This is a genomic window from Streptomyces aidingensis, assembly GCF_900112355.1.
In the GTDB taxonomy this organism is placed as follows: Bacteria; Actinomycetota; Actinomycetes; order Streptomycetales; family Streptomycetaceae; genus Streptomyces; species Streptomyces aidingensis.
This window is the reverse complement of record NZ_FOLM01000001.1, coordinates 446813-470473: the sequence shown is the minus strand read 5'-3', so window position 1 is coordinate 470473 and position 23661 is coordinate 446813. Positions and strand designations below refer to the sequence as shown.

Below are 23661 nucleotides of genomic sequence, written 5' to 3'. Positions count from 1 at the left end.
GCTGCGTCACGTGGTCGAACTCATGAGGAGGCAGTGATGGAACACCAGTTGATCAACGCCATCGAGACGGCGCTCGGGTGGAACGGAGTGGATGAGCTCGGCAAGGGCTTCGTGCGGGGAAGCATCGACGACCCCGCCCTCGTCTCCCGCATCCTGACCCCGAACCGCTTGCTCGACATCGCCATGCGCAGGAGCCTGAACCGCCCGCAGTTCCGGTGCTTCCAGAAGGGCGAGGAAGTCCACCCAGCCATCTACTACACCGACACCGTCAGCCCCCGGGGCCAGAGCATCCCCATGGTCAACATGCGCAGCCTGGGCAGGCTGCTGGGGGAAGGCGCGACGCTCATCCTCGACCAGGTCAATGTCTTCGACCCGACGATGGAAGTCGCCTGCCGGGCATTGCAGTGGTGGTCCCACGAGCGGGTGCAGGTCAACGCGTATCTGACGACGAACGACGCCGCGGGCTTCCCGCTGCACTGGGACGACCACGACGTCGTGATCATCCAGCTCGCTGGCGAGAAGAAGTGGGAGGTACGCGGAACCTCCCGCGAAGTCCCCATGTACCGCGATTCCGACCCCAACAACACTCCGACTGAAGAAATCGTCTGGGCCGGCGTCATGAAGACCGGCGACGTGATGCACATCCCCCGAGGCCACTGGCACCAGGCGACGCGCAACGGCCACGGATCGGGGAAGAGCCTGCACGTCACGTTCGGGATCACCAAGCGCACGGGAGCGAGCTGGCTCGCATGGCTGGGCGACTGGTGCCGAGAGCACGAGATCTTCCGGCACGACCTGGATCGCGCGCACGGGAGCGGCACTCAGGCCCTGACCGAGGCAGCCGTCCGGCTGATCGGCGAGCGCTCCCCAGCCGACTTCCTTGCCGCGTACGAACAGGCGACGGCGCTCCCCCGGCACGTGCCGTTCCTCGACATCCTGGGACCGCTCGACGCCGTGGCGTGCACCACCCACTTCCCGCCCCAGATCCGCGAGAACGGCGAGACCGTCGACGTCGTGGCCTCGGGGAAGAAGATCACCCTCACGGCCAAGGCCGTGCCCGCACTGCGTCTGCTGCTGAGCGGCAAGCCGGTCCCGCTGGACCAGGCGGCGACCGTCGTCGGGGCCGAAGTCGCGGAGGTGGCCGAGATCCTCGTGAAGGAGGAGATATGCGCGACTCTGACCCCCGAGTTGTCCTCGGGCTACACCGGTCTCGTCACGAACGCCGTCTCCTGACCGGAGCACTGGACCTCGGCGTCACGGCGATCGACACCAGCGCCAACTACCTCGGCTTCCGCTCGCATGAGGTCCTTGCAGGGATCGCCAGCGATCTGCTGCCGAACTTCACGCTCTCCACGAAGGTGGGCTACTTCCCGAGGGCAGACCGGGCGGAGCACTCCCTGGACCCCACTCGGCTGTACGGGGCCGTAGAAGAGGCGGCCCGGAACCTCGGACGAGAGCCAGACGTGGTGTTCCTGCACAACCCGGAACACTCGCTCCAAGAAGCCGCTCCTCACAATCGGGATGTTCTGACCTTGGCGTGCGCCGCCCTCGCCGACTCCGCGAGACAGGGAATATGCGGGGCCTGGGGCATCGCGTCTTGGGACCCGTCACCACTGCCGGAGCTGATCGACGCGACCACGCCGAAGCCGTCCGTCCTCATGGTCCGTGCCGGCCTACTGGTCGGCATCAGAACACTCGACGCCGCGGATGCCCTCGCTGAGGCGCTGGGAATGGGCGGCAGCATGGTGTGGGGCATGAGCCCGTTCGGAGGCAGCACGGACGCCCCCGTGTGGGACAGGATCGACCCCCGCGTCTTTCTCCGAGGCGGCGCCGGACTCTCCCGCGTACAGGCGGCCTTCCGGGCCGCCTACCGCCTCCCCCAAGTCGACAGCATTGCCGTAGGCACCGACGAACCCGCCCATCTGGGCGAACTGATCGGTGCTCTGGCTGGCGAGGTCGACGAGCAGGCGATCCACCAATACCGGAGCCTCCTCCGAGGCCGGTCGCACGGTCAGCCCGTCTGAAGCACCGCAACGATCTGTTCGGCCATGCGGCGTGCCGGCTCCAGCCGAGGGTCCTCCGGGTACGCATCCGGCCCGAGGATCTTCGAGCACACGAACAGCGTCATCAGCTTGCCGTCCCGGCTCTCGAAGTCACGGCGCCGCTCTTGCCGCACGCGATCGGCCAGAGCCGGGACGGCAAGCGAGCTTCCCCACAGCGAAGCGGAGTCCAGCCCACGTGGCGCGTTCCCCCAATCTTCCCAGTCGAAGAGGCTGAACGTGGGTGCCGTCATGTTGGCCCAGTTGAGATCCGCGTGGGCTGGCACCCACCGCTCAACCGTCGTGTCGAAGTCACCCGAGAACACACTATGGATGGACTCGGTGACGAGGGCCTGCGTGACGGTGACGGTGTCCGGCGTGGCGACGCGCCTCGTGTCCTGAGCCGCAAGCGCGTCCAGTGAGGCGTTGAACGCCTGCCACCACTCATCCGGCAGCTTCGGGTCCTCGCTCAGTACGGCAGTGCCAATCGGCATCCCCGGCAGAAGCTCAGTCTCGTCGGCCCGCCACATCACCGGCTCGCTCGCGTCCCGCCAGACCACGCATCCCTGCCACGCAGGCTGAGCAATGCCCTTCAGCCGAGCAGCGCACTCGGTGCCGTTCCAGCCCTGGACGCCGATCTTGTCGAGCCCTCGCCTCTCGATACGTACCCACGTATCACGGTCCGTCCGCGCCCCGACCGAGCGGCGCTTCCGTACGACGGTGTCCCGATCCATGCGTGTCTGAAGCGACCGCTCCACGCAATCAAGAACTTCATCTACGGACTCAACCCGAAGGTCAACGGCACGAGTTGTTGATACCGAGAGCGTCATACGCGCGACCGTAGCACCGGGACAACTCGCACAGGCTCATGTCGGTCAATGCGGCGGTATCTGCGGAGGTTCTCCGGCAGGCCGACACCGTCTCTTCGCGCAACACGCGACATTGGCTCGTACAGCGCATGAGGATCTTCCCGTCCAAGACCTTCTTCATCAGGCTGTCCTACCGTGCGGCTCGCTGCTGTTCGACTCCGAAGACGCTCCCCCCTGTCTCGGCAGCTTGGTCATCCTCTTCATACGGGGCTCACGACCGAAGAAGGCCCTGTACTTCTCGATACTGCCTATCTCCTTGATGATCCGTTTCACCCAGGCCGGCGTGTAGAGGTAGGCATTGAACGCCTCGCTGTACACGCAGTACCTCGCATCGGTGGAGTAGGGATCACCGGAATTCTTCGCGGGGCGTACGTTCAACCGCTGCCACATCTCAAGGTGCTCACTGAACGGACTGAATTCGAACGGCAGTTGCTCTTCAACAAGGGCAGCGACCTGCTTCGCGCGCAGTTTCGCCTTGTCCGCCACCTCGACATGGCGATCCCTGATGATGACCGTCCCCTGGCGGCCCGCCTCAACCATGACCTGGCGCTCATCCTCGCTCAGCTCATCGAGCTTGACGAAGTTGATCGCCAAGTCGGCATCAGTCTTCGAGCCGACGATGGGTACGAGCCGGACGCGGTAGTCGTACTTGAGATCGTCCAGTACGGACGGGTCGATGGCCGCTTCGAACTTCGCTACAAGGTCGCGGGCCTGCTGCGGCAACTTCTTCGCGGCGGCCCGAAGCTGCTCACGACCCTCAGCAGTGAGCGCCTGAAGAGAGATCGGGAAGCGGAGCCGATCGGCGAGACTGTACTTGATGCCGAAATGGGCCACCATCTCCTGCTCGTAGTTCATGACGAGCGCCTGCGCCTTACCTCCCGTGGCGATCTTCAGGTTGTGCTCGTACCGGTGCTCCACCTTGTTTCGGAGTGCCACAAAAAGTTCAGCATTCAAGCGCACTGGATCACCGCTGTCGGGGTAGCGCTCCTTCAAACACTTCTCCAGATCCCACGCCTTCGGCTCGCCGTCGATCATCTGGTACTGGCCGGTCTTGGAATCTTTGTAATGATAGTCGATCTCGCCTTTGCGGAACTCTGCATGCAGCAAGTAATGCCACGCCTTGTGCATATGCGTCAGAAAGTCACCATAATTGCCATTTGAGCAGTTCCACTCATCGACCGCTTTGAGGGCATGTCTCTGCGACTCCATGAGCATGTGGTGCCAGCGGGGGTATGCCATGTGATGTACCCTTCATCCAGTCGAAGGATCACACCAACATCCACTCCTAAGCAAGCGGATTCGCGGCCTCCGCCGAGACGTCCCGCGAGTCAGCACCAACCCAGCATGGGAGAGGTGCAGAGGGGGCGCCGAAACATGGCCTTCGCTGCACGCCGAAAATGCGGAAGAGCCCCGCTCTGAACGACCGGGGCTCTTCCGCCATCCTCCAAGTTCTATCCTCGGGCACCCGTGACCGTCAGCAGGGTGTCCCAGCTGTTCGCCTGACTCAGGTGGTCCTCAGTGGCGAACAGGTACTTCCACGTACCGAAATCTCCACGATCGGTCACTTCTTTCGCCCAAGCCTCGGCGGCGGCCTTCTTGGCCAGAACGGACTCACTGGACGCCTCCGCGTTTGACTTGCCCTCGACAAGCCAGTGCACGCCGTCCTTGTCTATGGCGATGAAGTCGGGGAAATACCGCGAGCCGTTGTCGAGCTGGATGTACGTTCCGCTTTGCGACTCAAGCCGCAGCCACCAGTCGACCTTGGGACTGACATCCATCAGCCTGGCGAGCTTGACTTCCGTGGACAGCGCGTCGAAGTGAACGACCGGAAGAATCGAACTGCCCCAGCCTGTATACCCCATGCCCCGGATCACCTTGTCGGTCATCTGCATCTGAGGCATCGTCTGCCCCGGCCACGGCTGGGCAGGCGAAGGCACGGTCACCTTCACGATCTCGTGCTCGACCTTCGCAAGCTTTTGCTTGAAGCTGGAGACCACGAGCCTCTCCAGCTGGGTCAACGCAAGCTCTGCCCGAGCCTCTTCCCATGGCGTGCTGTCCTCTGCGTCAACTTCGATCGCCGCCCCGAGGAACGTGTGCACGATCTTCTGCGCGGCCTCTACTTCATCAGCTGTGAGCTTCAGCTGCGGCAAGTTGAGGATCTTCTCTTCGAGGTCCTCCCTGACCTTCGAAATGGGCCAACTGCGCTGAGTCGCGACAGCAGACTTTTGGTCCTCCGCCTGCACAGTTACCGTGCCATCCAGCCCCCGCGAGGCGTTCAGCGCCTTGCGCTTCAGTTCCACCTCTATTTCGTGCTTGAACTGCTTCCCCTTCTCGGCGACAGCCTCGGAGCTGACGAAGGACAAGCTGTAGGTGTCCGGCTTCTCCAACAGGCGCTTGCTGGGGAACTTAATGGCTGGCGCCCCCTCCGCAGGCTTCATTACCTGCTGGATGTCCTTCTTCTCCACCCCTGCTTCGGCAAGCCGGTGCTCCATGTCGGCCATGCCGAGGTAGACAGCCTCGGAAGTTTCGGTACCGAACCCGCCGTCCCTGACAGGTGCATCGGCGGTGAACGCCAACATCCCTTGTGTCTGGGCTTCGTGGTAAGCGGGCAGAGGACTTGCGCCACCAGTTTTGGCCGCGGCGCCCGTGCCGGCCTTCGAAGTACCGCCGGGCTCGGCCCTCTGCGGAAGCGTGTGTTCGAGAAGGGCTTCCTTAGCGTCCAGAAGCCGCCGATATGACTCGTGGGCGATGATGTCGACGCAGTCAACCATCGAGAACCCGACCCGCTCGCCATATGGAAGGCGAAGGCCACGGCCAAGAATCTGCTCGGTAAGGGTCTGGGAGGCGAGAGTACGTCGCGCAACGATCACACTGATGTTCTTGACATCCCACCCCTCCTTCAGCATGTCAACGGAGACCACGGCCCGGACCGGAGAGTCGGGGTCCTCGATGCCAGCGAGGGCTTCGAGGGCGTCGTCTTTGCTGCCAGAGGTGATCTGCAACACCGCACCGGGCTCATCGATGAATCCGGGGCCGGCGAGAATCTCAGCGGTCTCTGTGGCTTCCTCGATGCTCTGGCAGACCACGAAGAGGACTGGGTTGACCATGGGCCGCCCGTTCCTCTCAGCCCACTCCCGGGTGGTCTCTTCCTTCACCTTGCGCAGATGGCAGGCGTCTGCCAGTTGAGTGCGAACGTCGGTGTGCCCGTCTTCGCGGTAGACGATGACAGGGACCTTGACCAGTTGGTCGGCGATGGCCTCGGCAAGGGAGTACTGGAAGACGATGCGACCAGGCACCTTGCGGTCCTTCTCGTCCGGAGTCGCCGTCAGTCCCACGAGCGCGCGCGGCTGGAGGTCCCGAACCGCCTCATGGAACTTCTTCGCGTCACTCCGGTACACGTGATGCTCATCCGCGATGACGACCAAGTCATCGACCGAACGTAGGTGTTCATACAGGGCAGTACCGATGAACTCATCAGTCTCGTATGTGCTGCGCGAGGTCTTGACGGTCGGCTTGGTCAGCAGCTGGACGTTGAAAACGAAGACCTTCAAAGCGTCCGGATCGTGCAGTGCATCACCAACGCGGCCGCCAGCATAATTCTCGGGAGTAATGACGATGGGCTCGTAGTTGGCCCCCGGCACGAACTTCGGGTGACCGGCCTCGAAGTTGGTGAGCGTCTTCCTTTGGATAGTCCGGCCAGGAGTGACAATCAGGATGTTACGAACGCCCTGATCGGCAAGGTAGTCGATTAGGCCCCGGCAGATGTACGTCTTACCCACACCAGTCGCCAGGTCACAGACGACCTCCCGCCCGTCCCCCGACTGGATCTCCTCGACGACCTTGGCCACGGCGCGACGATTCGGGTCCCGCAACTTCATGCGGCTCGCCAGATCCTCAATCGCTGCCTGGTCGTATGTGATCCAGCTCAACGCAGCACACGTCCCTTCATGTCCAACAGGTCCTGGGGAGCCTTCTTGATACGCGAGCCAGGGCTGAGCTTCTCTAGAAGCCTCGCCGCCTCGCGGAGGTAACTCTTGGCCACGATGAGTACACGCTCGTCGCCAATCAGCGCGTCGACGATCGACTGGACTGATTCTTCCGAGACCAGACCATCGACGACTGCGAGACGCTGTCGGCCCTTGCGCCCGACGAACGGCGCCTCAGCGTTGGGTTCCAGTTCAAAGCCAGGAATCTGTGCGCAGGCAGCCTCGGCAAAGGCATCCCCAACCGCCCATGGGGCGAGGAGCACCCGGTTGCCAAGGCGCTCGTACATGGAGGGGACAACCTCCAGACAACGGAAGCCTCCGCCCTTTTCCCAGCCAACGGCGGTGGTTACCCCACCGGGCTCCTCACCGTTTACAACCATCTCAAGCCGAGGTCGCAGAAATGTTTCAACGGTTGTGTGCTCTCGCTCGACAGTTACCCATCGCCTGCCCATTTTATGCGCGACCGCTGCCGTAGTTCCCGATCCGCCGAAACAATCAAGCACAATATCGCCCGGGTTCGATGCAATAGTGATTACACGCTCCATGAGCCCTTCAGGCTTCGGCGTGGCGAAGGCCGGAACGTCGGGGAACATCTTTCGGATGTGGTCGCGCTTGGCACCCATATTGCTGCCGACCTCTGCGGCTGGCCACCATGTGCGAGGAACTACACCTGCCTGGACTTCCGACAGATACCTCTTAACGATGGGCATCCTGTCGCCATCTTTACCGAAGTAGACGCGCCCCTCCGCGAGGGCGCGCTCGAAGTTCTCCTTAGAAAAGCGCCAATACACGCCACTCGGCGGCGTAACAATGCGCCCCGAAGGAAGGGTGACCGGGTAGCGCATGGCATCTGATCCGGATTTCGCCGTACTATCGGCTCCCTGTAGCCATGGCCCTCGCGGATCATTATCAGGGTTCTTGTACCGCTTTTCCTGGTCAGCAGATCTCGGGAGAAGATTCCTAGTAGGACGCCACGCGTTCCAGTTCTTAGCAAAAACCAGGATGTAGTCCTGCACGGTACTGATGGCAGTATCATTTCGCCTACCCGCATCGGTTTCCCACACAACCGTTGCAACGAAATTGGACCTCCCGAAGATCTCGTCCAGGAGTACCTTGCAGTACGCCATTTCTGAGTCATCGAGATGCACCCACACACTTCCGTCTTCTGCAAGGAGATCACGGATAAGTAGAAGTCGCTCGCGAATCATCGTGAGCCAGACGGAATGCTCCACACCGTCGTCGTAATGCTCGAAAGCTTGACCCGTATTGAACGGGGGGTCGATGTAGACGAGCTTGACCTTGCCTCGATACTCCTTCGCGAACTCCGGAAGCCTCGTGAGCGCCCTGAGCGCGTCCCCGCTATCTCCCGCGATCAGTAGGTTGTCCTTGACGCGCTTGAGATCGTCGTGCACCTCACCCACGGTCGCGACATCACGGAGGAGGCGTGTCTCGGTCACGCGGAAGTCGTCCCGGTCCACCCACTCGTAGCCGCCGTCCTGGGTGCTGATGAGCGACCTGTCTTTGTTGATCCAAGACAGGCTGAGACGCCCCGAGGTGCCCATGTCCATTCCTCCAACTGTCGTGACATTGGGAAGCGTACCGGCGGGGACTGACAGCGAGGGCCACTCGCCGTACAACCGGCTTCGCCGGCCACTTCGTTGTCGCGGGCCCACCGCAGGTCCCGTGCCGCGTCAGCACCCCCAAGAGTCAGCACCAAACCAGCACGGGAGGGATGCGGAGGGGTGATGACGGGTGCCTACAGGTCAGCACCAAGTCAGCACGGGCATGAAAAGGGGGCCTGCCCCCGAAGAGCCAGACCCCCTCTGACCTGCATGTTTGCCAGGTCGTCAGTGTTGCGCTATGGAACCCGCTACACGTTGAAGCGGAACTCCACCACGTCGTCCTCGCGCATCACGTAGTCCTTGCCCTCCATGCGGGCCTTGCCGCGGGCGCGGGCCTCGGGGACGGAGCCGGCGGCCACCAGGTCGTCGAAGGAGATGACCTCGGCCTTGATGAAGCCCTTCTGGAAGTCGGTGTGGATCACGCCGGCCGCCTCGGGGGCGGTGGCGCCCTTCCTGATGGTCCAGGCGCGGGATTCCTTGGGGCCGGCGGTGAGGTAGGTGGTCAGGCCCAGGGTCTCGAAGCCGGCCCGGGCCAGGGTGGAGAGGCCGGGCTCCTCCTGGCCGACCGACTGGAGCAGCTCCATGGCGTCCTCGTCGTCCAGCTCGGCCAGCTCGGACTCCAGCTTGGCGTTGAGGAACACCGCCTCGGCCGGGGCCACCAGGGCGCGGGCCTCCTCCTTGAAGGGCTCGTCGGTCAGCTCCTCCTCGTCCACGTTGAAGACGTAGAGGAACGGCTTGACGGTGAGCAGGTGCAGCTCGTGCAGGGGAGCGGCGGCCTCGGTGCCCTGGCGGATGCCGGCGGAGAAGAGGGTGCGGCCCTCCTCCAGGATGGCCTTGGCCTGCTGCACCGCCTGGGCGACGGGCTGGCGGTCCTTCTTGACCCGGGCCTCCTTCTCCAGCCGGGGCAGGACCTTCTCGATGGTCTGCAGATCGGCCAGGATCAGCTCGGTGTTGATGGTGTCGATGTCCTCCTTGGGCGAGACCCGGCCCTCCACATGGACCACGTTCTCGTCCTTGAAGGCCCGGATGACCTGGCAGATCGCATCCGACTCGCGGATGTGGTGGAGGAACTTGTTGCCCAGGCCCTCGCCCTCGCTGGCGCCGCGCACGATTCCCGCGATGTCCACGAAGTCCACGGTGGCGGGCAGCACCCGCTCGGAGTGGAAGATCTCCGCCAGCCGGGCCAGCCGCGGGTCCGGGACGCCGACCACGCCGATGTTGGGCTCGATGGTGGCGAACGGGTAATTGGCCGCCAGCACGTCGTTCTTGGTCAGGGCGTTGAAGAGGGTCGACTTGCCGACATTGGGCAGGCCGACGATTCCGATCGTGAGCGACACGTGGGACTTCCCGGAAGGCTCGGGGGACGACGGGCGACGCCTCATTCTACGGGCTGGGGCGGACGGCGGGACGGCGGCAGAACGGAGGACCAGCAGGAACACAATAGGACGAAAAGGGCGTGTCCCTGTGCGGGATGCGCCGGCACCGGACCGTACGTTGGTGGGCGTGGAGTACAGTACGCGCACAACCCGTCACCCTCGGCCACAGCAGGTCGCCGTGCACCCGGGAGTGCCACGCCCCGCGGCCCGGCCCCCGGACCCGCGCCGCCCGCGCCCGGCCGCGGGCCGCCGCAGACCTCCCGCGGCACGGCCGCTGGCCAGGATGCCCCGGCCCAGGCTGACCGGCCTGGGCTGCGGCGTGCTGGCCTGCGCGGCCATGTCCGCGGCGGGCTGGCTGAGCGTGCTGCTGGGCGGCGCCCCCGCCTGCTACGGCGTGCTGTTCCTGGCGGTGGGCTGGGCCAGCGCGCTCTGGGTGCGGCCGGCCGATCTGATCTGTGCCCCGGTGGCCGCGCCGATCGCCTTTGCGCTGGGCGTGCTGGCCACCGGCGAGGGCACCGGGGTGGTGACCTATCTGGCGCTGCACGCGCCCTGGCTGTTCGCCGGCACCCTGCTGACGCTGGTCGTGGTGCTGGTGCGCGGGGTGCGCCGGGCCGCGGCCCGGCGGCGGCGCCGCCGGGCGGTGCTGGCGGCGGCCGGCGCAGCGGGCGCCGCCGGCCGGGCCTGACCGGACGGCCGCCCGCGCCGGCCCTCAGCCGGCCCTCAGCCGGCCGCGGCCCTGGCGGCGGCCTCGGCGCGCAGATCCCGGCGCAGTTCCTTGGGCAGCGAGAACTGGATGTGCTCGGCCACCGGCTGGACGAGCTCCACATCGGCCCAGCCGCGCTCGGTGAGCCAGGCCAGCACCTCCTCGACCAGCACCTCGGGGACCGAGGCGCCGGAGGACAGGCCGACCGTGGTCACGCCCTCCAGCCAGGACTCGTCGATCTCCGAGGCGTTGTCGACCAGATAAGCGGCATCCGCCCCGGCGCCGAGCGCCACCTCCACCATGCGGTTGGAGTTGGAGGAGTTGCGGGAGCCGACCACCAGCACCAGCTCGGAGCCGGCGGCCACCTGCTTGATGGCGGTCTGGCGGTTCTGGGTGGCGTAGCAGATGTCGTCGCTGGGCGGGGAGAGCAGGTTGGGGAAGCGCTGCTTCAGCCCGTCCACGGTCTCCATGGTCTCGTCCACCGACAGGGTGGTCTGGGACAGCCAGACGACCCTGTCCGGATCCCGGACCTGGACGTTGGCCACGTCCTGCGGGCCGTCCACCAGCTGGATGTGCTCGGGGGCCTCGCCGGAGGTGCCGATCACCTCCTCGTGGCCCTCGTGGCCGATGAGCAGGATGTCGTAGTCCTCGCGGGCGTAACGCACCGCTTCCTTGTGCACCTTGGTGACCAGCGGGCAGGTGGCGTCGATACTGGCGAGCCGGCCGCGCTCGGCCTCCCGGTGCACCTCGGGGGCCACCCCGTGCGCGGAGAAGATCACGATCTCGCCCGGGGGGACCTCGGAGGTCTCCTCGACGAAGATGGCGCCCTTTCGCTCCAGGGTCTGCACGACGTACTTGTTGTGCACGATCTCGTGGCGGACGTAGATCGGGGGTCCGTACTGTTCGAGGGCCTTCTCGACGGCGATCACGGCGCGGTCCACGCCCGCGCAGTAGCCGCGGGGCGCGGCGAGCAGGACGCGGCGGCGGCCGGTGGGAGCAGTCATGCGCTCCATCGTAAGGGGGCACGGGGCGGGGCCGCGCCCCGGTGCCCGGGGCCGCCGGCAGCCGTTCAACGGGGGCCTCACGCACCCCGGGCCGGGGCCGCCCGGGGTGTCGGTGGCGGGCGCTAGGTTGGGCACATGGCTCTGCAGACGTCTCCCGACGCACCGGTCCCGGTCGGCCGGGTCTCGCGGCTGATCGGCGACTGGATCAGCCGGCTGGGCGCGGTCTGGGCGGAGGGGCAGATCACCCAGATAAGCCGGCGGCCGGGCGCGGGCGTGGTCTTTCTGGTGCTGCGCGATCCCGCGCAGGACATCTCGCTCACCGTGACCTGCTTCCGCCAGGTCTTCGACCGGGTGGCGGATTCGGTCGCCGAGGGCTCGCGGGTGGTGGTCTGCGGCCGTCCCGAGTGGTACGCGCCGCGCGGGCAGCTCTCGCTGCGGGTGACGGAGATCCGGCCGGTCGGTATGGGGGAGCTGCTGCTGCGGCTGGAGCGGCTGAAGCGGGAGCTGGCCGCGGAGGGCCTGTTCGCGGCCGGCCGCAAGCGCCGCCCGCCGTTTCTGCCGCGGTGCGTGGGGCTGGTCACCGGCCGGGCCTCGGCGGCCGAGCGGGATGTGCTGCTCAACGCCCGGCGGCGGTGGCCGGCGGTGCGGTTCGCGGTGCGCAATGTGGCGGTCCAGGGGGTGCACGCGGTCAGCCAGGTGACGGCCGCGGTGCGGGAGCTGGACGCCGATCCGGCGGTGGACGTGATCATCGTGGCCCGGGGCGGGGGCAGTGTGGAGGATCTGCTGCCGTTCTCGGACGAGCATCTGGTGCGGGCGGTGGCCGCCTGTACCACCCCGGTGGTGTCGGCCATCGGCCATGAGCCGGATTCCCCGCTGCTGGATCTGGTGGCGGATCTGCGCGCCTCCACCCCCACCGACGCGGCCAAGCGCGTGGTGCCGGACGTCGGGGAGGAGCTGGCCCGGGTGGACCAGCTGCGGGAGCGTTCCCGGCGGGCGGTGGAGACGTTTCTGGACCGGGAGGAGCGCGGGCTGGCCGGGGCGCTGGGCCGGCCGGTGCTGGCCGAGCCGTACCGCATGGTCCAGGCCCGCGAGGAGCAGCTCACCGCGGTGGTGGAGCGCGGTCGCCGGGTGCTGGGCCATCTGCTGGACCGGGCGGATTCCGAGCTGTCGCACACCCTGGCCCGGGTGGTGGCGCTCTCCCCCGCGGCCACCCTGCGGCGCGGCTATGCCGTGCTCCAGCGGCCGGACGGCGCGGTGGTGCGCCGGGCGGCCCAGGTCGCGGAGGGCGAGCGGCTGCGCGCCCGGGTGGCCGAGGGTGAGTTCCCGGTGGTGGCCCGGCCGCGCGGCGAGCAGTGACGGCCGGGGCCGGCGGCGGCGTCCCACGGCGATCGGGGCAGGGGCGCTTAGGGTGGCGGGCATGGCTGACACGGCGGATCGGGCGGAGAACGAGGACCGGAAGCGGGAGATGGCGGCCGAGGAGGAGCCGGCGCTCGGGTACGAGCAGGCGCGGGACGAGCTGATCGAGGTGGTGCGGCGGCTGGAGGCCGGCGGCGCCACCCTGGAGGAGTCGCTGGCGCTGTGGGAGCGCGGCGAGGAGCTGGCCCGGATCTGCCGGCACTGGCTGGAGGGCGCCCGGGCCCGGCTGGACGCCGCGCTGGCGGCGGACGCCGGAGCCGACGCCGGGATGGAGTCGGTGGTGGTCAGCCGGACCGTGGAGCGGGTGGCGGAGGCGGAGTTCGAGACGGTGCGGGCCGAGGCCGAGGCCGGGGAGGACGGCCGGGGCTGAGGGGCCGCCGGCCGCCCCCGGCGGTGTCGCCGGGCGGTTCAGCCGGGCGGTTCAGCCGGACGGCGGCCGGTGCACGGTGAGCGCCGCCGCCAGGCCGGCCAGCCGGTCCGGGGAGACGGTGCCGGTGAGCACCGTCACCGGGGCGTCCGGGGAGCCCGGGGCGGCCTCGCTCACCAGCGCGTGATACTTGTCACCCGTGTGGACGGTCCACTCCCGGCCGCCCGCGGTGCGGGTCTCGTCGGTGGCCCGGGCCTCCTCGGTGAGCCAGGCCACAAAGGGCCCGGCGGGGCCGTCGGTCTGGGCCAGCGCGGCGTACTGCTCGTCCTCGTCCATGAGGTTCAGCCGCCAGGTGGCGCCGTGCTCGCCGTCGCCGTCATAGCGGGCGGAGGTGGCCCGCCAGCCCTCCGGCAGCGGCTCGGGCACCAGCAGGGCGTACGGTGCGGCGCGCGCCGCGGTGTTGGCCTCCACCCGGAAGTCCACGGTGGGCACGGCCTGGCCGCCCGGGTTCTCGAAGGGCTGTGCCAGATAGATCGCCAGCGCTCCCGCCAGGATCACGGCCATGGACAGCACCATGTCCCGGACGGTCTTCAGCCTGGGCCGCCCCGGGGCGGTGGTTCCGGTGTCGCTTGCCACCCCTCCATGGTGGCCCATGCCGGACGGTGCCCCGCAGCCGCCCCCGGGGCGGCCCCCACACCCTTACCCCCCAACGGAGTTCGCTCATCCGTGGGTCCTCCTGCTCACTTGTGGAAGGGCGGCTAGAGTCGGAAGCACCCTCAGTGTCCGCGGCCGATGCCGGAGGGCCGGCCGTGAGAAAGGTGCGTGCCATGTCCGAGCATCATCAGCTCCCTCCGCAACTGGAGGTCAGCCCCGAGGCTCCCGACCGCAACCTGGCCCTGGAACTGGTCCGCGTCACCGAGGCCGGGGCGATGGCCTCCGGCCGCTGGGTCGGCCGGGGCGACAAGAACGGCGCCGACGGTGCCGCCGTACGCGCCATGCGCACCCTGATCTCCACCGTCTCCATGAACGGCGTGGTGGTGATCGGCGAAGGGGAGAAGGACGAGGCCCCGATGCTGTTCAACGGCGAACGGGTCGGCGACGGCACCGGCGCCGAATGCGATGTGGCCGTCGATCCCGTGGACGGCACCACCCTGACCGCCAAGGGCATGGGCAACGCGGTGTCGGTGCTGGCGGTGGCCGACCGCGGCGCCATGTTCGACCCCAGCGCGGTCTTCTACATGGACAAGATCGCCACCGGTCCGGAGGCGGCCGAGTTCGTGGACATCGACGCCCCGCCCGCGGTCAATGTGCGGCGGGTGGCCAAGGCCAAGGGCGGCACCCCGGAGGACGTCACGGTCTGCATCCTGGACCGGCCGCGCCACGCCGAACTGGTACGGGAGGTCCGGGAGTCCGGGGCCCGGATCAAGTTCATCCAGGACGGCGACGTGGCCGGCGCCATCATGGCGGCCCGCGAGAGCACCGGCGTGGACCTGCTGCTGGGCATCGGCGGCACGCCGGAGGGGATCATCGCCGCCTGCGCCATGAAGTGCCTGGGCGGCACGATCCAGGGCAAGCTCTGGCCGCGCGACGACGAGGAACGCGACCGGGCCGCCCAGGCCGGGCACGACCTGGACCGGGTGCTGTACACCGAGGACCTGGTCCAGGGCGACAATGTGTTCTTCGTGGCCACCGGGATCACCGACGGCGAACTGCTGCGCGGGGTGCGCTACCGCCCGGAGACGGCCACCACCCAGTCCCTGGTGATGCGTTCCAAGTCCGGCACCATCCGGCAGATCGAGTCGGTGCACCGGCTGACCAAGCTGCGCGCGTACAGCGCCGTGGACTTCTCCCGGCCGAGCTGAGCCGCGCCGCCCGCCGGCTCCCGGCTTCCGGTGCGGCCGGATGCCGGGAGTCCGCGGAGGCCGGCGTCAGGCGATGCGGCGGGCCTGCGGGGACGCGGCCTCGGCCGCGTCCCGGCGGCGCCGGCGGGAGAGCACCACCCGGCGCTCGGCCGCCGTCAGCCCGCCCCACACGCCGTACGGCTCCGGCTGGACCAGGGCGTGCTCCCGGCACTCCAGCAGCACCGGGCAGCGGGCGCAGACCGATTTGGCGGCCTGCTCCCTGGCCAGCCGGGCCGCGGTCGGCTCCTGTGAGGGCGCGAAGAAGAGTCCGGCCTCGTCACGTCGGCAAGCGGCTGCGGAGTGCCACGGACCCGCCAGATCTCGCGACGGGCGCTGGACTTGGACGACTGGGGTCCACTGAGGCTCCTGCGGCTGTTGCAGCACGGTCCACTCCTGACGACGGCTACGGGGGTCGCTTCCGGGCGTTCAGCCGCCCTGAGCCCGAGGCCGGGACCCCCCAAGGATCACGTACGGCCATACGGGTGACGGTCCCTCGTGCCCTACCCGCTGTGCGCACTCTTATGCATGGAGCAACAGAACCCGGAGAGGCCACTACCCGGAGCGACCTGAAATCACGCAGGGTCATGGATGCGGCGCACGGAAAACCGCCCGGGACGGTGAAACCCGGGCGGTGCGTGCGGAGCCCGCCGTCAGCCGGCGGCGTCACCGCCCAGATCACGGACCGACTTGCCGCGCACCGGGCGGGCGGACACCCCGCCGAGCAGCGCCACGCCCTGCACCACCACCACCGGGGCGCCCGGATCGGGGGCCTCGTTCTCCCGGACCTCGAAACCGCCCAGGATGCCGTTGCCCGCGTTGCGCACGGTGACATTCTCCGGCAGCTTGATGTCCACCCCGCCGCACAGCGTCACCACACTGATGGTGACCACCGGGGACTCGAAGATCGCCTCGGTGAGATCGAGCTCCACGCCGCCGCAGACCGCCACCGAGTTGATCTGGGCCCCGACCCGCCAGCGCCCGCGCCGCACCGCGCCGCCCAGCAGCGCCAGCACCCTGGCCGGCCGGGCGGACCGCGCCACCGGAGGACCGGGCCGGTGCGGCACCGGAGCCGCGGCCGGGCCCGGCCGGGAGTAGCCGCCGCCCGGGCGCTGCTGCCCCTCGGGAAGATCACCGATCAGCTCGGACAGCTCCCCGACCGTCTTGGCGCGGTAGACCGCGTCGATGCGCTCGGCGTGCTCCTCGGTGTCCAGCCTGCCCTGGGCCAGCGCCTCCCGGAGGATGTCCGCCACCCGGTCCCGGTCCGTGTCCGAGGCGCGCAGCGCAGCCGGACCCCTGCTGCTCTGCTTCTCCAGCCGCGCGCCGGGCGGGTTTTCAGCGTTCACGACACCAGCCTACCGAACGCGATACATCGCAACTAGGGGGTCCCGTCGAGAGGCCGGGGAGAGACGGGTGGGCCCGGCACCCGCGATGCCATGAGACGGTGGGGCGCATTGCCGGAAACTGTGAAGACCGTAACCGCGACCGCACGGGAGCGCCGCGGGGCACCGGGAAGGAGCCGGACATGGGACTCGACGCGCTGCGGGCGGCGTTGCCGGGGTACGCCCGGGATCTCCGGCTCAATCTCGGCACGGTCATCGGCGGCTCGCCGCTGCCCCCGCAGCAGCGCTGGGGCACGGTGCTGGTCTGCGCCATCGCCACCCGCTCGGCGCAGGTGCTGCGCGAGCTGGCGCCCGAGGCGCGGGCCGCGCTGCCGGAACCGGCGTACACCGCCGCCCGCGGGGTGGCCGCCACCATGGCGATCAGCAATGTCTTCCACCGCACCCGGCACCAGCTCTCCGATCCGGAGTACCGGCGGCTGCGGGCCGGGCTGCGGATGAATGTGCTGGGCGATCCCGCCCTGCCGCGCACCGATGTGGAGCTGTGGTCGCTGGCGGTGTCGGCGGTGAACGGCTGCTCCGCCTGCCTGGACTCGCACGAACGGGTGCTGCGCGGTCTGGGCGTGGAGCGGCAGACCGTCCATGAGGCGGTCCGGATCGCCGCGGTGATCCATGCGACGGCCGTCACCCTGGACGCCGAGCGGATACTCGCCGAGACGGACCCCGGGACCGGGACGGGGGCCGGCCCGCGGCCGGACGGCGGACGGCCGGGGAACGGGGACTGACCGCCCGTCCGCCCCGGCGGCACGGCCAGAGGCCCGGCACGGGAGGGCTCAGCGGCGGCGCGCGTCGGACGGGGCGGGGACGCTCATCTCGAACCAGACCAGCTTGCCGGTGCCCAGCCGGGTGGCGCCCCAGCGCCGGGCCAGCTTCTGCACCAGATACAGCCCCCGGCCGCCCTCCTCGTCGGGCCCGGCCTGCCGCAGCCGGGGAAGCTGCGGCACATCGTCGCCCACCTCGCAGCGCAGCACATCGGAGCGCAGCAGGCGCAGCGTCACCGGCCGTTCGGCATACCGGACGGCATTCGTGACGACTTCGCTGACAAGAAGCTCCACCGGGTCCAGCAGATCCGCCAGCTCCCAGTGGTGCAGGCTCTCCCGGACCAGCCGGCGCGCCGCGCGCACCGACTCCGGCTCCGCCTGGAGCCGCCGGAACACCACGTTGTCCGAGGCCACGCCCTCGAAGCGGGCGGCCAGCAGGGCGATGTCGTCGTCCCGGTCGCCCGGCCCGGCCACGTCCAGCAGCTCCTCGCACAGCTCCTGGAGCGGCGGCGCGGCGCCCGGCCGGGTCAGCCGGGCGATCTCGGTCAGCTTGGCGCGCAGCAGATCCAGGCCCAGGCCGATGTCCCGGGTGCGCGACTCCACCAGGCCGTCGGTGTAGAGCACCAGGGTGGCACCGGTCGGGGCGTCGAACTCGGCGGTCTGGAAGTCCACCCCGCCCACCCCGATGGGGGCGTTGGGCTGGAGGTCGACCAGCTCGGTGGTGCCGTCGGTGTGCAGCAGCACCGGCGGCGGATGCCCGGCATTGGCCGCGGTGATCTTGTGCGCCACCGGGTCGTACACCGCGTACAGGCAGGTGGCCATGCGGTTCTCGCCGAGGCGCTGGGCCTGCTCGTCCAGGTGGTGCAGCACCTCCTGGGGCGGCAGGTCGAGACCGGCCAGGGTCTGCACCGTGGTGCGCAGCTGGCCCATGATGGCGGCCGAGGTGGTGGAGTGGCCCATCACATCGCCCACCACCAGCGCCACCCGGGAGCCGGGCAGCGGGATGGCGTCGTACCAGTCGCCGCCCACCCGGGCCGACTCGGCGGACGGCAGATAGCGGCTGGCCAGCCGCACCCCGGTGGGCTGCGGCAGATCGTCCGGCAGCATGGTGCGCTGGAGATCGTCGGCGATGGTCGCCTCGCGGTCGTACAGCAGCGCCTTGTCCACGCCCAGCGCGGAGTGGGTGGACAGCTGCTGCGCGACCTGGAGATCGTCCTGCTCGAAGGCCACCCGGTCCGGGCGGCGCAGAAAGACGGCGGCCCCGGTGACCCGGCGGCGCCCGCGCAGCGGGGCCACGATCGCCCGGGTGCCCTCCGGCAGCGGGCCGGTCTTGCCGACCAGCTCGCGCAGCGCGGCACGGGCCAGCGCGGTGTCGGCGAACACCGGGCGCACCGCGCGCAGCACCTCGGCCAGGGCGCCGGTGTGGCTGATCTCCACCCGCGGCACCGCGTCGGTGACCAGGTGCAGTATCGGGCCGGCGCCGCCGCCCTGCTGGGCGGCGATGGCGTCCGGCAGCCGGTCGGTGCGGCGCAGCCGCAGCACATAGGGGTTCTGCGGCTGCTCGTCGCCCACCGGCAGCGGATGGCGCAGATAGACCAGGATGGCGTCGCAGAAGGCGGGCACGGTGGCCCGGCACAGCCCGAGGATGGTCTCGTCCAGGTCCAGACCGCGGGCGATCCGGCGGGTGGCCGCGCCCAGGAAGCGGAGCCGCTCGCTGTGGCCCATGCCCAGGTCCGCCCCGCTGCCGCCGGCCCGCTCGCGGACCGCCGCACGCTCGTCACCGTTCGGCTGGCCGGGACGGACGGCGTGATGGGTCCCGGCGGCAGCCTCCGTCCTGGCATGCGGTATCGCCGACGCGTCGGCATGTGCGGTGGCGTCCGCCATACGAGCCGCGGGCTGCGAGGGGGTCGGGTCCGTCACGAGATGGTGTCCATCCGTCCAGGTGGGAACTGGCGTCTGCGGCAGGGACATTGCGGTGCTGCGCCGTGTGGTCGTCCGGTTCGGGGTGTGGTCTGAGTCATCGTTAGCCGTGAGGGCTGATCCTACGGGCGGTTCCGGGGTCTGTTTCAAGAGGCGTAATGACGGTCCGGCAGTTCTGCGGTGTTTTGCACCGCACGGGAACGGGCGGTCCGGCCCCGCGCCGGGGCGGCCGGGGCGGGGCGGTACCAGTCGGCGGGCAGGGCGGGCGGACGCCAGCCGGGGTCGGGCCGCCAGCGCTCCCAGCCGTCCGAGAAGGGCTGCCCCCACTCGGCGATCAGACCGGTGGCGTCCTGTGCGGCGGCGCGGATGCCGGCGGCCTGACCGGCGTCGAGCAGCCCGGCCCGCTGGGCCTGGGCGAATTCGTCCTCGTCCCGCCACTCCCAGGAACGGTCGGGGTAGACCGCGATGTCGAGAAAATGATCTTCCGAGTCAACCCCTCCCGACCAGCGGCTCAAGGGCTCTTCCAGATTGACGTACCAGTTCTTGAAGCGCCAGTCCCGTTCCCAGAAAAGCCACACCGACCAGGGCTGGCCGGGGCGGGCCAGCTTGAGCACGCCGCAGCCCAGCCAGCGGCAGCGCACCAGGGTGCGCGGCTTGGTGTAGCGGGTGGCCAGCGGCTCCTCGTGCACGGGGGTGCCGTCGGCGAGCTGCGGCTTGACACAGACCGTGCCCGGGGCGACCCACACGGCGAGCAGCTCCGGGGTGTCGCGGACGACCGTCACCGGGCGGCAGATGTGGAACCCGGCGCCATCCTCGCCGGTGCGCGCGGCCGGCACGCGCCCCGCGCCGTTGGCCCGGTAGCGCCAGAGGATGTGGTCGCCCGGCCGCCACTGTCCGGCGGCCGGGCCGCCCGCTGGTTCGGTCGTCATAATCGCAGAATAGGCGTACTCCTTACAGCCGCCCTTGAGCTGCGTGGAAAACCACACCCACCGGGGACACCGGCCGGGGGGGGCGGCGGGGTGATCCGCGTCACCCGCCCCGCCGGGTGTCCGGTGCCCGGTCACATCCCCAGCCGCTCCTCGGGGGCGGGATGGGTCATGGCCAGCACGTCCAGCGCCCGGTCGAGCTGCTCCTCGGTGAGCAGGCCGCGCTCCACATAGCCGCCGTCCAGCACCGCCTGCCGGATGGTGATCCGCTCGGCCAGGGCACGCTTGGCGACCCTGGCGGCCTCCTCGTAGCCGAGGTAACGGTTGAGCGGGGTGACCACGGAGGGCGAGGACTCGGCGTACTCCCGGCAGCGCCCGGCGTCGGCGGTGATACCGGTCACCGTGCGGTCCGCCAGCAGCCGGGCGGCATTGCCCAGCAGCCGGACGGACTCCAGCAGATTGCGGGCCATCACCGGCAGCATCACATTCAGCTCGAAGTTGCCGGAGGCGCCCGCCATGGTCATCACCGTGTCATTGCCCATCACCTGGGCGGCCACCATCAGCACCGCCTCCGGCACCACCGGGTTCACCTTGCCGGGCATGATCGAGGAGCCGGGCTGGAGGTCGGGCAGGGTGATCTCGGCCAGCCCGGTGCGCGGTCCGGAGCCCATCCAGCGCAGGTCGTTGCAGATCTTGGTGAGCGACACGGCGACGGTGCGCAGCTGGCCGGAGGTCTCCACCAGGGCGTCCCGGGCGCCCTGCGCCTCGAAGTGGTGGCGGGCCTCGGTGAGCGGCAGCCCGGTGACCCGGGCCACCTCGGCGATCACCGCGGCGGCGAAGCCGGGCGGGGTGTTGATGCCGGTGCCGACGGCGGTGCCGCCCAGCGGCAGCTCGGCCAGCCGGGGCAGCACCGAGCGCAGCCGCTCGCTGCCGTAGCGGATCTGCGCGGCGTAGCCGGAGAACTCCTGGCCCAGGGTGACCGGGGTGGCGTCCATCAGATGGGTGCGGCCGGACTTCACCACGCCCGCGAACTCCTGGCCCTTGTCCGCCAGGGCGTCGGCCAGCCGCTCCAGCGCCGGGATCAGCTCGCCGGTGACCGCGGCGGTGGCGGCCACATGGATGGAGGACGGGAACACGTCGTTGGACGACTGGCTGGCGTTGACCTGGTCGTTGGGGTGCACCTCGCGGCCCAGCCGCTCGGCGGCCAGGGTGGCCAGCACCTCGTTCATGTTCATGTTGGAGGAGGTGCCGGAGCCGGTCTGGAAGATGTCCACCGGGAAGTGGTCGTCCCAGTCGCCGCGCGCCACCTCCTCCGCCGCCCCGGCGATCGCCTCCGCGGTCTCCGGGTCCAGCACCCCCAGCTCGGCGTTGACCCGGGCCGCCGCGCCCTTGATCCGGGCCAGGGCGGCGATATGGGCACGCTCCAGCCGCTGGCCGGAGAGCGGGAAGTTGGCCACCGCGCGCTGGGTCTGGGCCCGCCACTTGGCGTGCGCGGGCACCCGGACCTCCCCCATCGAGTCGTGCTCGACACGGAAACCCCCCTGGTCCGTGTCCCGCTCCCGGTCCGGTTCCTGCTGCCTGGCGTGAGTACCCGTCATGGAGCCGAATGTACGCCGCCGCCGCGGCGTGCGTCCCGGCGGACGCGCGCGCCGCGGCGGGCCCGGGCGACGTCAGGAGCCGGAGCGGACCGGGATGGAGGTGACGAACGGCTTCTCCGGGGCGGGGTCGGCGAAGAAGTCGTTGCCCTTGTCGTCCACCACGATGAACGCCGGGAAGTCCTCGACCTCGATCCGCCAGACCGCCTCCATGCCCAGCTCGGCGTACTCCAGCACCTCCACCTTCTTGATGCAGTCCTGGGCCAGCCGGGCGGCCGGGCCGCCGATGGAGCCCAGGTAGAAGCCGCCGTGCTCCCGGCAGGCGTCGGTGACCTGCTGCGAGCGGTTGCCCTTGGCCAGCATCACCAGGGAGCCGCCGGCCGCCTGGAACTGCCCCACGTAGGAGTCCATCCGGCCGGCCGTGGTCGGCCCGAAGGAGCCGGAGGCGTAGCCCTCGGGGGTCTTGGCCGGGCCGGCGTAGTAGACCGCGTGGTCGCGCAGGTACTGCGGCATCTCCTCGCCGGCGTCCAGCCGCTCCTTGATCTTGGCGTGCGCGATGTCCCGGGCCACCACCAGCGGGCCGGTGAGCGACAGCCGGGTCTTCACCGGGTACTTGGTCAGTTCGGCGCGGATCTGGTGCATGGGGCGGTTGAGGTCGATCCGCACCACGCCCTCGTCGAGCTGCTCCTCGGTGGTGTCGGGCAGGAAACGGGCCGGGTCGGTCTCCAGCCGCTCCAGGAAGACGCCCTCGGCGGTGATCTTCGCCTTGGCCTGGCGGTCGGCGGAGCAGGAGACGGCGATGGCCACCGGGCAGGAGGCGCCGTGCCGGGGCAGCCGGACCACCCGCACATCGTGGCAGAAGTACTTGCCGCCGAACTGGGCGCCGATGCCGATCCGCTGGGTCAGCTCGAAGACCTGCTGCTCCAGCTCCGGGTCGCGGAAGCCGTGGCCGGTGGGCGAGCCCTCGGTGGGCAGCCCGTCCAGGTAGTGCGCGGAGGCGTACTTGGCGGTCTTCAGCGCGTATTCGGCGGAGGTGCCGCCGACCACGACCGCCAGGTGGTAGGGCGGGCAGGCGGCGGTGCCCAGGGAGCGGATCTTCTGCTCCAGGAAGCGCATCATGGACGCCTCGTTGAGCACCGCCTTGGTCTCCTGGTAGAGGAAGGACTTGTTGGCCGAGCCGCCGCCCTTGGCCATGAAGAGGAAGCGGTAGGCGTCGCCGTCCTCGGCGTACAGCTCGATCTGGGCGGGCAGGTTGGAGCCGGTGTTCTTCTCCTCCCACATGGTCAGCGGGGCCATCTGGGAGTAGCGCAGATTGAGCCTGGTGTAGGCGTCGTGGACGCCGTGGGAGAGCGCCTCGGCGTCCCGGCCGCGGGTGAGGACCTGCTGGCCGCGCTTGCCCATGATGATGGCGGTGCCGGTGTCCTGGCACATCGGCAGCACCCCGGCGGCGGCGATATTGGCGTTCTTCAGCAGGTCCAGGGCGACGAACTTGTCGTTGGGCGAGGCCTCCGGGTCGTCCAGGATGCGGCGCAGCTGGGCCAGGTGCCCCGGGCGCAGACAGTGCGCGATGTCGTGCATGGCCTCGGCGGCCAGCAGCCGCAGCGCCTCGGGCTCCACGGTCAGGAAGGTACGGCCGCCGGCCTCGAAGGTCGCCACCCCCTCGGTGGTGACGAGGCGGTAGGGGGTGGTGTCCGCGCCCAGGGGCAGCAGATCGGTGTAGGCGAACTCAGGCATGGCGGCCCTTCCTCGGCTCGTCCCGGAATCCGTGCGGGCGCCGGC

18 protein-coding genes and 2 pseudogenes are annotated in these 23661 nt (G+C 69.3%); 7 read left to right on the top strand and 13 right to left on the bottom strand.

Annotated features, from left to right (window positions below):
* Window positions 1-36: 36 nt before the first annotated feature.
* Both BM242_RS02110 and BM242_RS02105 read left to right on the top strand, forming a co-directional pair.
* On the top strand, window positions 37-1233 hold the full coding sequence (locus tag BM242_RS02110) for a JmjC domain-containing protein (RefSeq protein ID WP_093836847.1): 1197 nt from the start codon (window positions 37-39) through the stop codon (window positions 1231-1233).
* On the top strand, window positions 1167-2024 hold the full coding sequence (locus BM242_RS02105) for an aldo/keto reductase (RefSeq protein WP_093836846.1): 858 nt from the start codon (window positions 1167-1169) through the stop codon (window positions 2022-2024). The genes BM242_RS02110 and BM242_RS02105 overlap by 67 nt, the downstream gene beginning before the upstream one ends.
* Here BM242_RS02105 and BM242_RS02100 read toward each other — a convergent pair.
* The 5 genes from BM242_RS02100 to ychF form a co-directional block, all read right to left on the bottom strand.
* Window positions 2012-2869, bottom strand: coding sequence for a hypothetical protein (locus BM242_RS02100; protein WP_093836845.1), 858 nt, complete (start codon window positions 2867-2869; stop codon window positions 2012-2014). The genes BM242_RS02105 and BM242_RS02100 overlap by 13 nt on opposite strands.
* A 159-nt stretch (window positions 2870-3028) precedes the next feature.
* Window positions 3029-4117, bottom strand: coding sequence for a DUF3644 domain-containing protein (locus BM242_RS02095; RefSeq protein ID WP_245833747.1), 1089 nt, complete (start codon window positions 4115-4117; stop codon window positions 3029-3031).
* Between the two features lie 242 nt (window positions 4118-4359).
* A complete protein-coding gene (locus BM242_RS02090) occupies window positions 4360-6786 on the bottom strand; it encodes a DEAD/DEAH box helicase (protein ID WP_281254658.1) in 2427 nt (808 codons plus the stop codon).
* Between the two features lie 47 nt (window positions 6787-6833).
* Complete coding sequence (locus tag BM242_RS02085) at window positions 6834-8462, bottom strand: site-specific DNA-methyltransferase (protein WP_217652347.1); 1629 nt, start codon at window positions 8460-8462, stop codon at window positions 6834-6836.
* Window positions 8463-8764: 302 nt separating this feature from the next.
* Window positions 8765-9853, bottom strand: a complete 1089-nt coding sequence (gene ychF / locus BM242_RS02080; protein ID WP_093836841.1) for a redox-regulated ATPase YchF — start codon at window positions 9851-9853, stop codon at window positions 8765-8767.
* A 322-nt stretch (window positions 9854-10175) separates the two neighbouring features.
* Between ychF and BM242_RS29130 the strand changes: the two genes are divergently transcribed.
* On the top strand, window positions 10176-10577 hold the full coding sequence (locus BM242_RS29130; protein WP_093836840.1) for a DUF6542 domain-containing protein: 402 nt from the start codon (window positions 10176-10178) through the stop codon (window positions 10575-10577).
* A gap of 35 nt (window positions 10578-10612) precedes the next feature.
* On the opposite strand, the gene BM242_RS02070 is transcribed toward BM242_RS29130, so the two are convergent.
* Window positions 10613-11599 carry a 4-hydroxy-3-methylbut-2-enyl diphosphate reductase gene (locus tag BM242_RS02070; protein WP_093836839.1) on the bottom strand — a complete coding sequence of 329 codons (987 nt, stop codon included), beginning with the start codon at window positions 11597-11599 and terminating at the stop codon, window positions 10613-10615.
* Between the two features lie 135 nt (window positions 11600-11734).
* Here BM242_RS02070 and xseA point away from each other — a divergent pair, with 135 nt between their 5' ends.
* Both xseA and BM242_RS02060 read left to right on the top strand, forming a co-directional pair.
* Window positions 11735-12955 carry an exodeoxyribonuclease VII large subunit gene (xseA, locus tag BM242_RS02065; RefSeq protein WP_093836838.1) on the top strand — a complete coding sequence of 407 codons (1221 nt, stop codon included), beginning with the start codon at window positions 11735-11737 and terminating at the stop codon, window positions 12953-12955.
* 109 nt (window positions 12956-13064) lie between these two features.
* Window positions 13065-13283, top strand: a pseudogene (locus BM242_RS02060) (exodeoxyribonuclease VII small subunit); the annotation flags it as partial.
* 153 nt (window positions 13284-13436) lie between these two features.
* On the opposite strand, the gene BM242_RS02055 reads toward BM242_RS02060, so the two are convergent.
* On the bottom strand, window positions 13437-14018 hold the full coding sequence (locus tag BM242_RS02055; protein WP_245833746.1) for a DUF4245 domain-containing protein: 582 nt from the start codon (window positions 14016-14018) through the stop codon (window positions 13437-13439).
* Window positions 14019-14209: 191 nt separating this feature from the next.
* Here BM242_RS02055 and glpX point away from each other — a divergent pair, with 191 nt between their 5' ends.
* Window positions 14210-15244, top strand: coding sequence for a class II fructose-bisphosphatase (gene glpX, locus BM242_RS02050; protein ID WP_093836836.1), 1035 nt, complete (start codon window positions 14210-14212; stop codon window positions 15242-15244).
* Window positions 15245-15310: 66 nt separating this feature from the next.
* Here the strand turns inward: glpX and BM242_RS02045 are convergent, their stop codons facing one another.
* Both BM242_RS02045 and BM242_RS02040 read right to left on the bottom strand, forming a co-directional pair.
* Entirely contained in the window at window positions 15311-15667 is a 357-nt protein-coding gene (locus BM242_RS02045; protein ID WP_175541209.1) for a WhiB family transcriptional regulator, read from the bottom strand.
* A 266-nt stretch (window positions 15668-15933) separates the two neighbouring features.
* Window positions 15934-16626, bottom strand: coding sequence for a DUF1707 SHOCT-like domain-containing protein (locus tag BM242_RS02040; RefSeq protein ID WP_245833745.1), 693 nt, complete (start codon window positions 16624-16626; stop codon window positions 15934-15936).
* A gap of 179 nt (window positions 16627-16805) precedes the next feature.
* Between BM242_RS02040 and ahpD the strand changes: the two are divergent.
* A pseudogene (gene ahpD, locus BM242_RS02035) lies at window positions 16806-17336 on the top strand (alkylhydroperoxidase, AhpD family); the annotation flags it as partial.
* A gap of 117 nt (window positions 17337-17453) precedes the next feature.
* Here ahpD and BM242_RS02030 read toward each other — a convergent pair.
* From BM242_RS02030 to BM242_RS02015, 4 genes are all read right to left on the bottom strand, one after another.
* Complete coding sequence (locus BM242_RS02030; RefSeq protein WP_342746933.1) at window positions 17454-19361, bottom strand: ATP-binding SpoIIE family protein phosphatase; 1908 nt, start codon at window positions 19359-19361, stop codon at window positions 17454-17456.
* 146 nt (window positions 19362-19507) lie between these two features.
* Window positions 19508-20290 carry a cytidylyl-2-hydroxypropylphosphonate hydrolase gene (gene fomD / locus BM242_RS02025; protein ID WP_093836833.1) on the bottom strand — a complete coding sequence of 261 codons (783 nt, stop codon included), beginning with the start codon at window positions 20288-20290 and terminating at the stop codon, window positions 19508-19510.
* 131 nt (window positions 20291-20421) lie between these two features.
* A complete protein-coding gene (locus BM242_RS02020) occupies window positions 20422-21885 on the bottom strand; it encodes a class II fumarate hydratase (RefSeq protein WP_093836832.1) in 1464 nt (487 codons plus the stop codon).
* A gap of 72 nt (window positions 21886-21957) precedes the next feature.
* Window positions 21958-23616 (bottom strand): fumarate hydratase, encoded by a 1659-nt coding sequence (locus BM242_RS02015; RefSeq protein WP_093836831.1) that lies wholly within the window; start codon window positions 23614-23616, stop codon window positions 21958-21960.
* Window positions 23617-23661 lie beyond the last annotated feature (45 nt).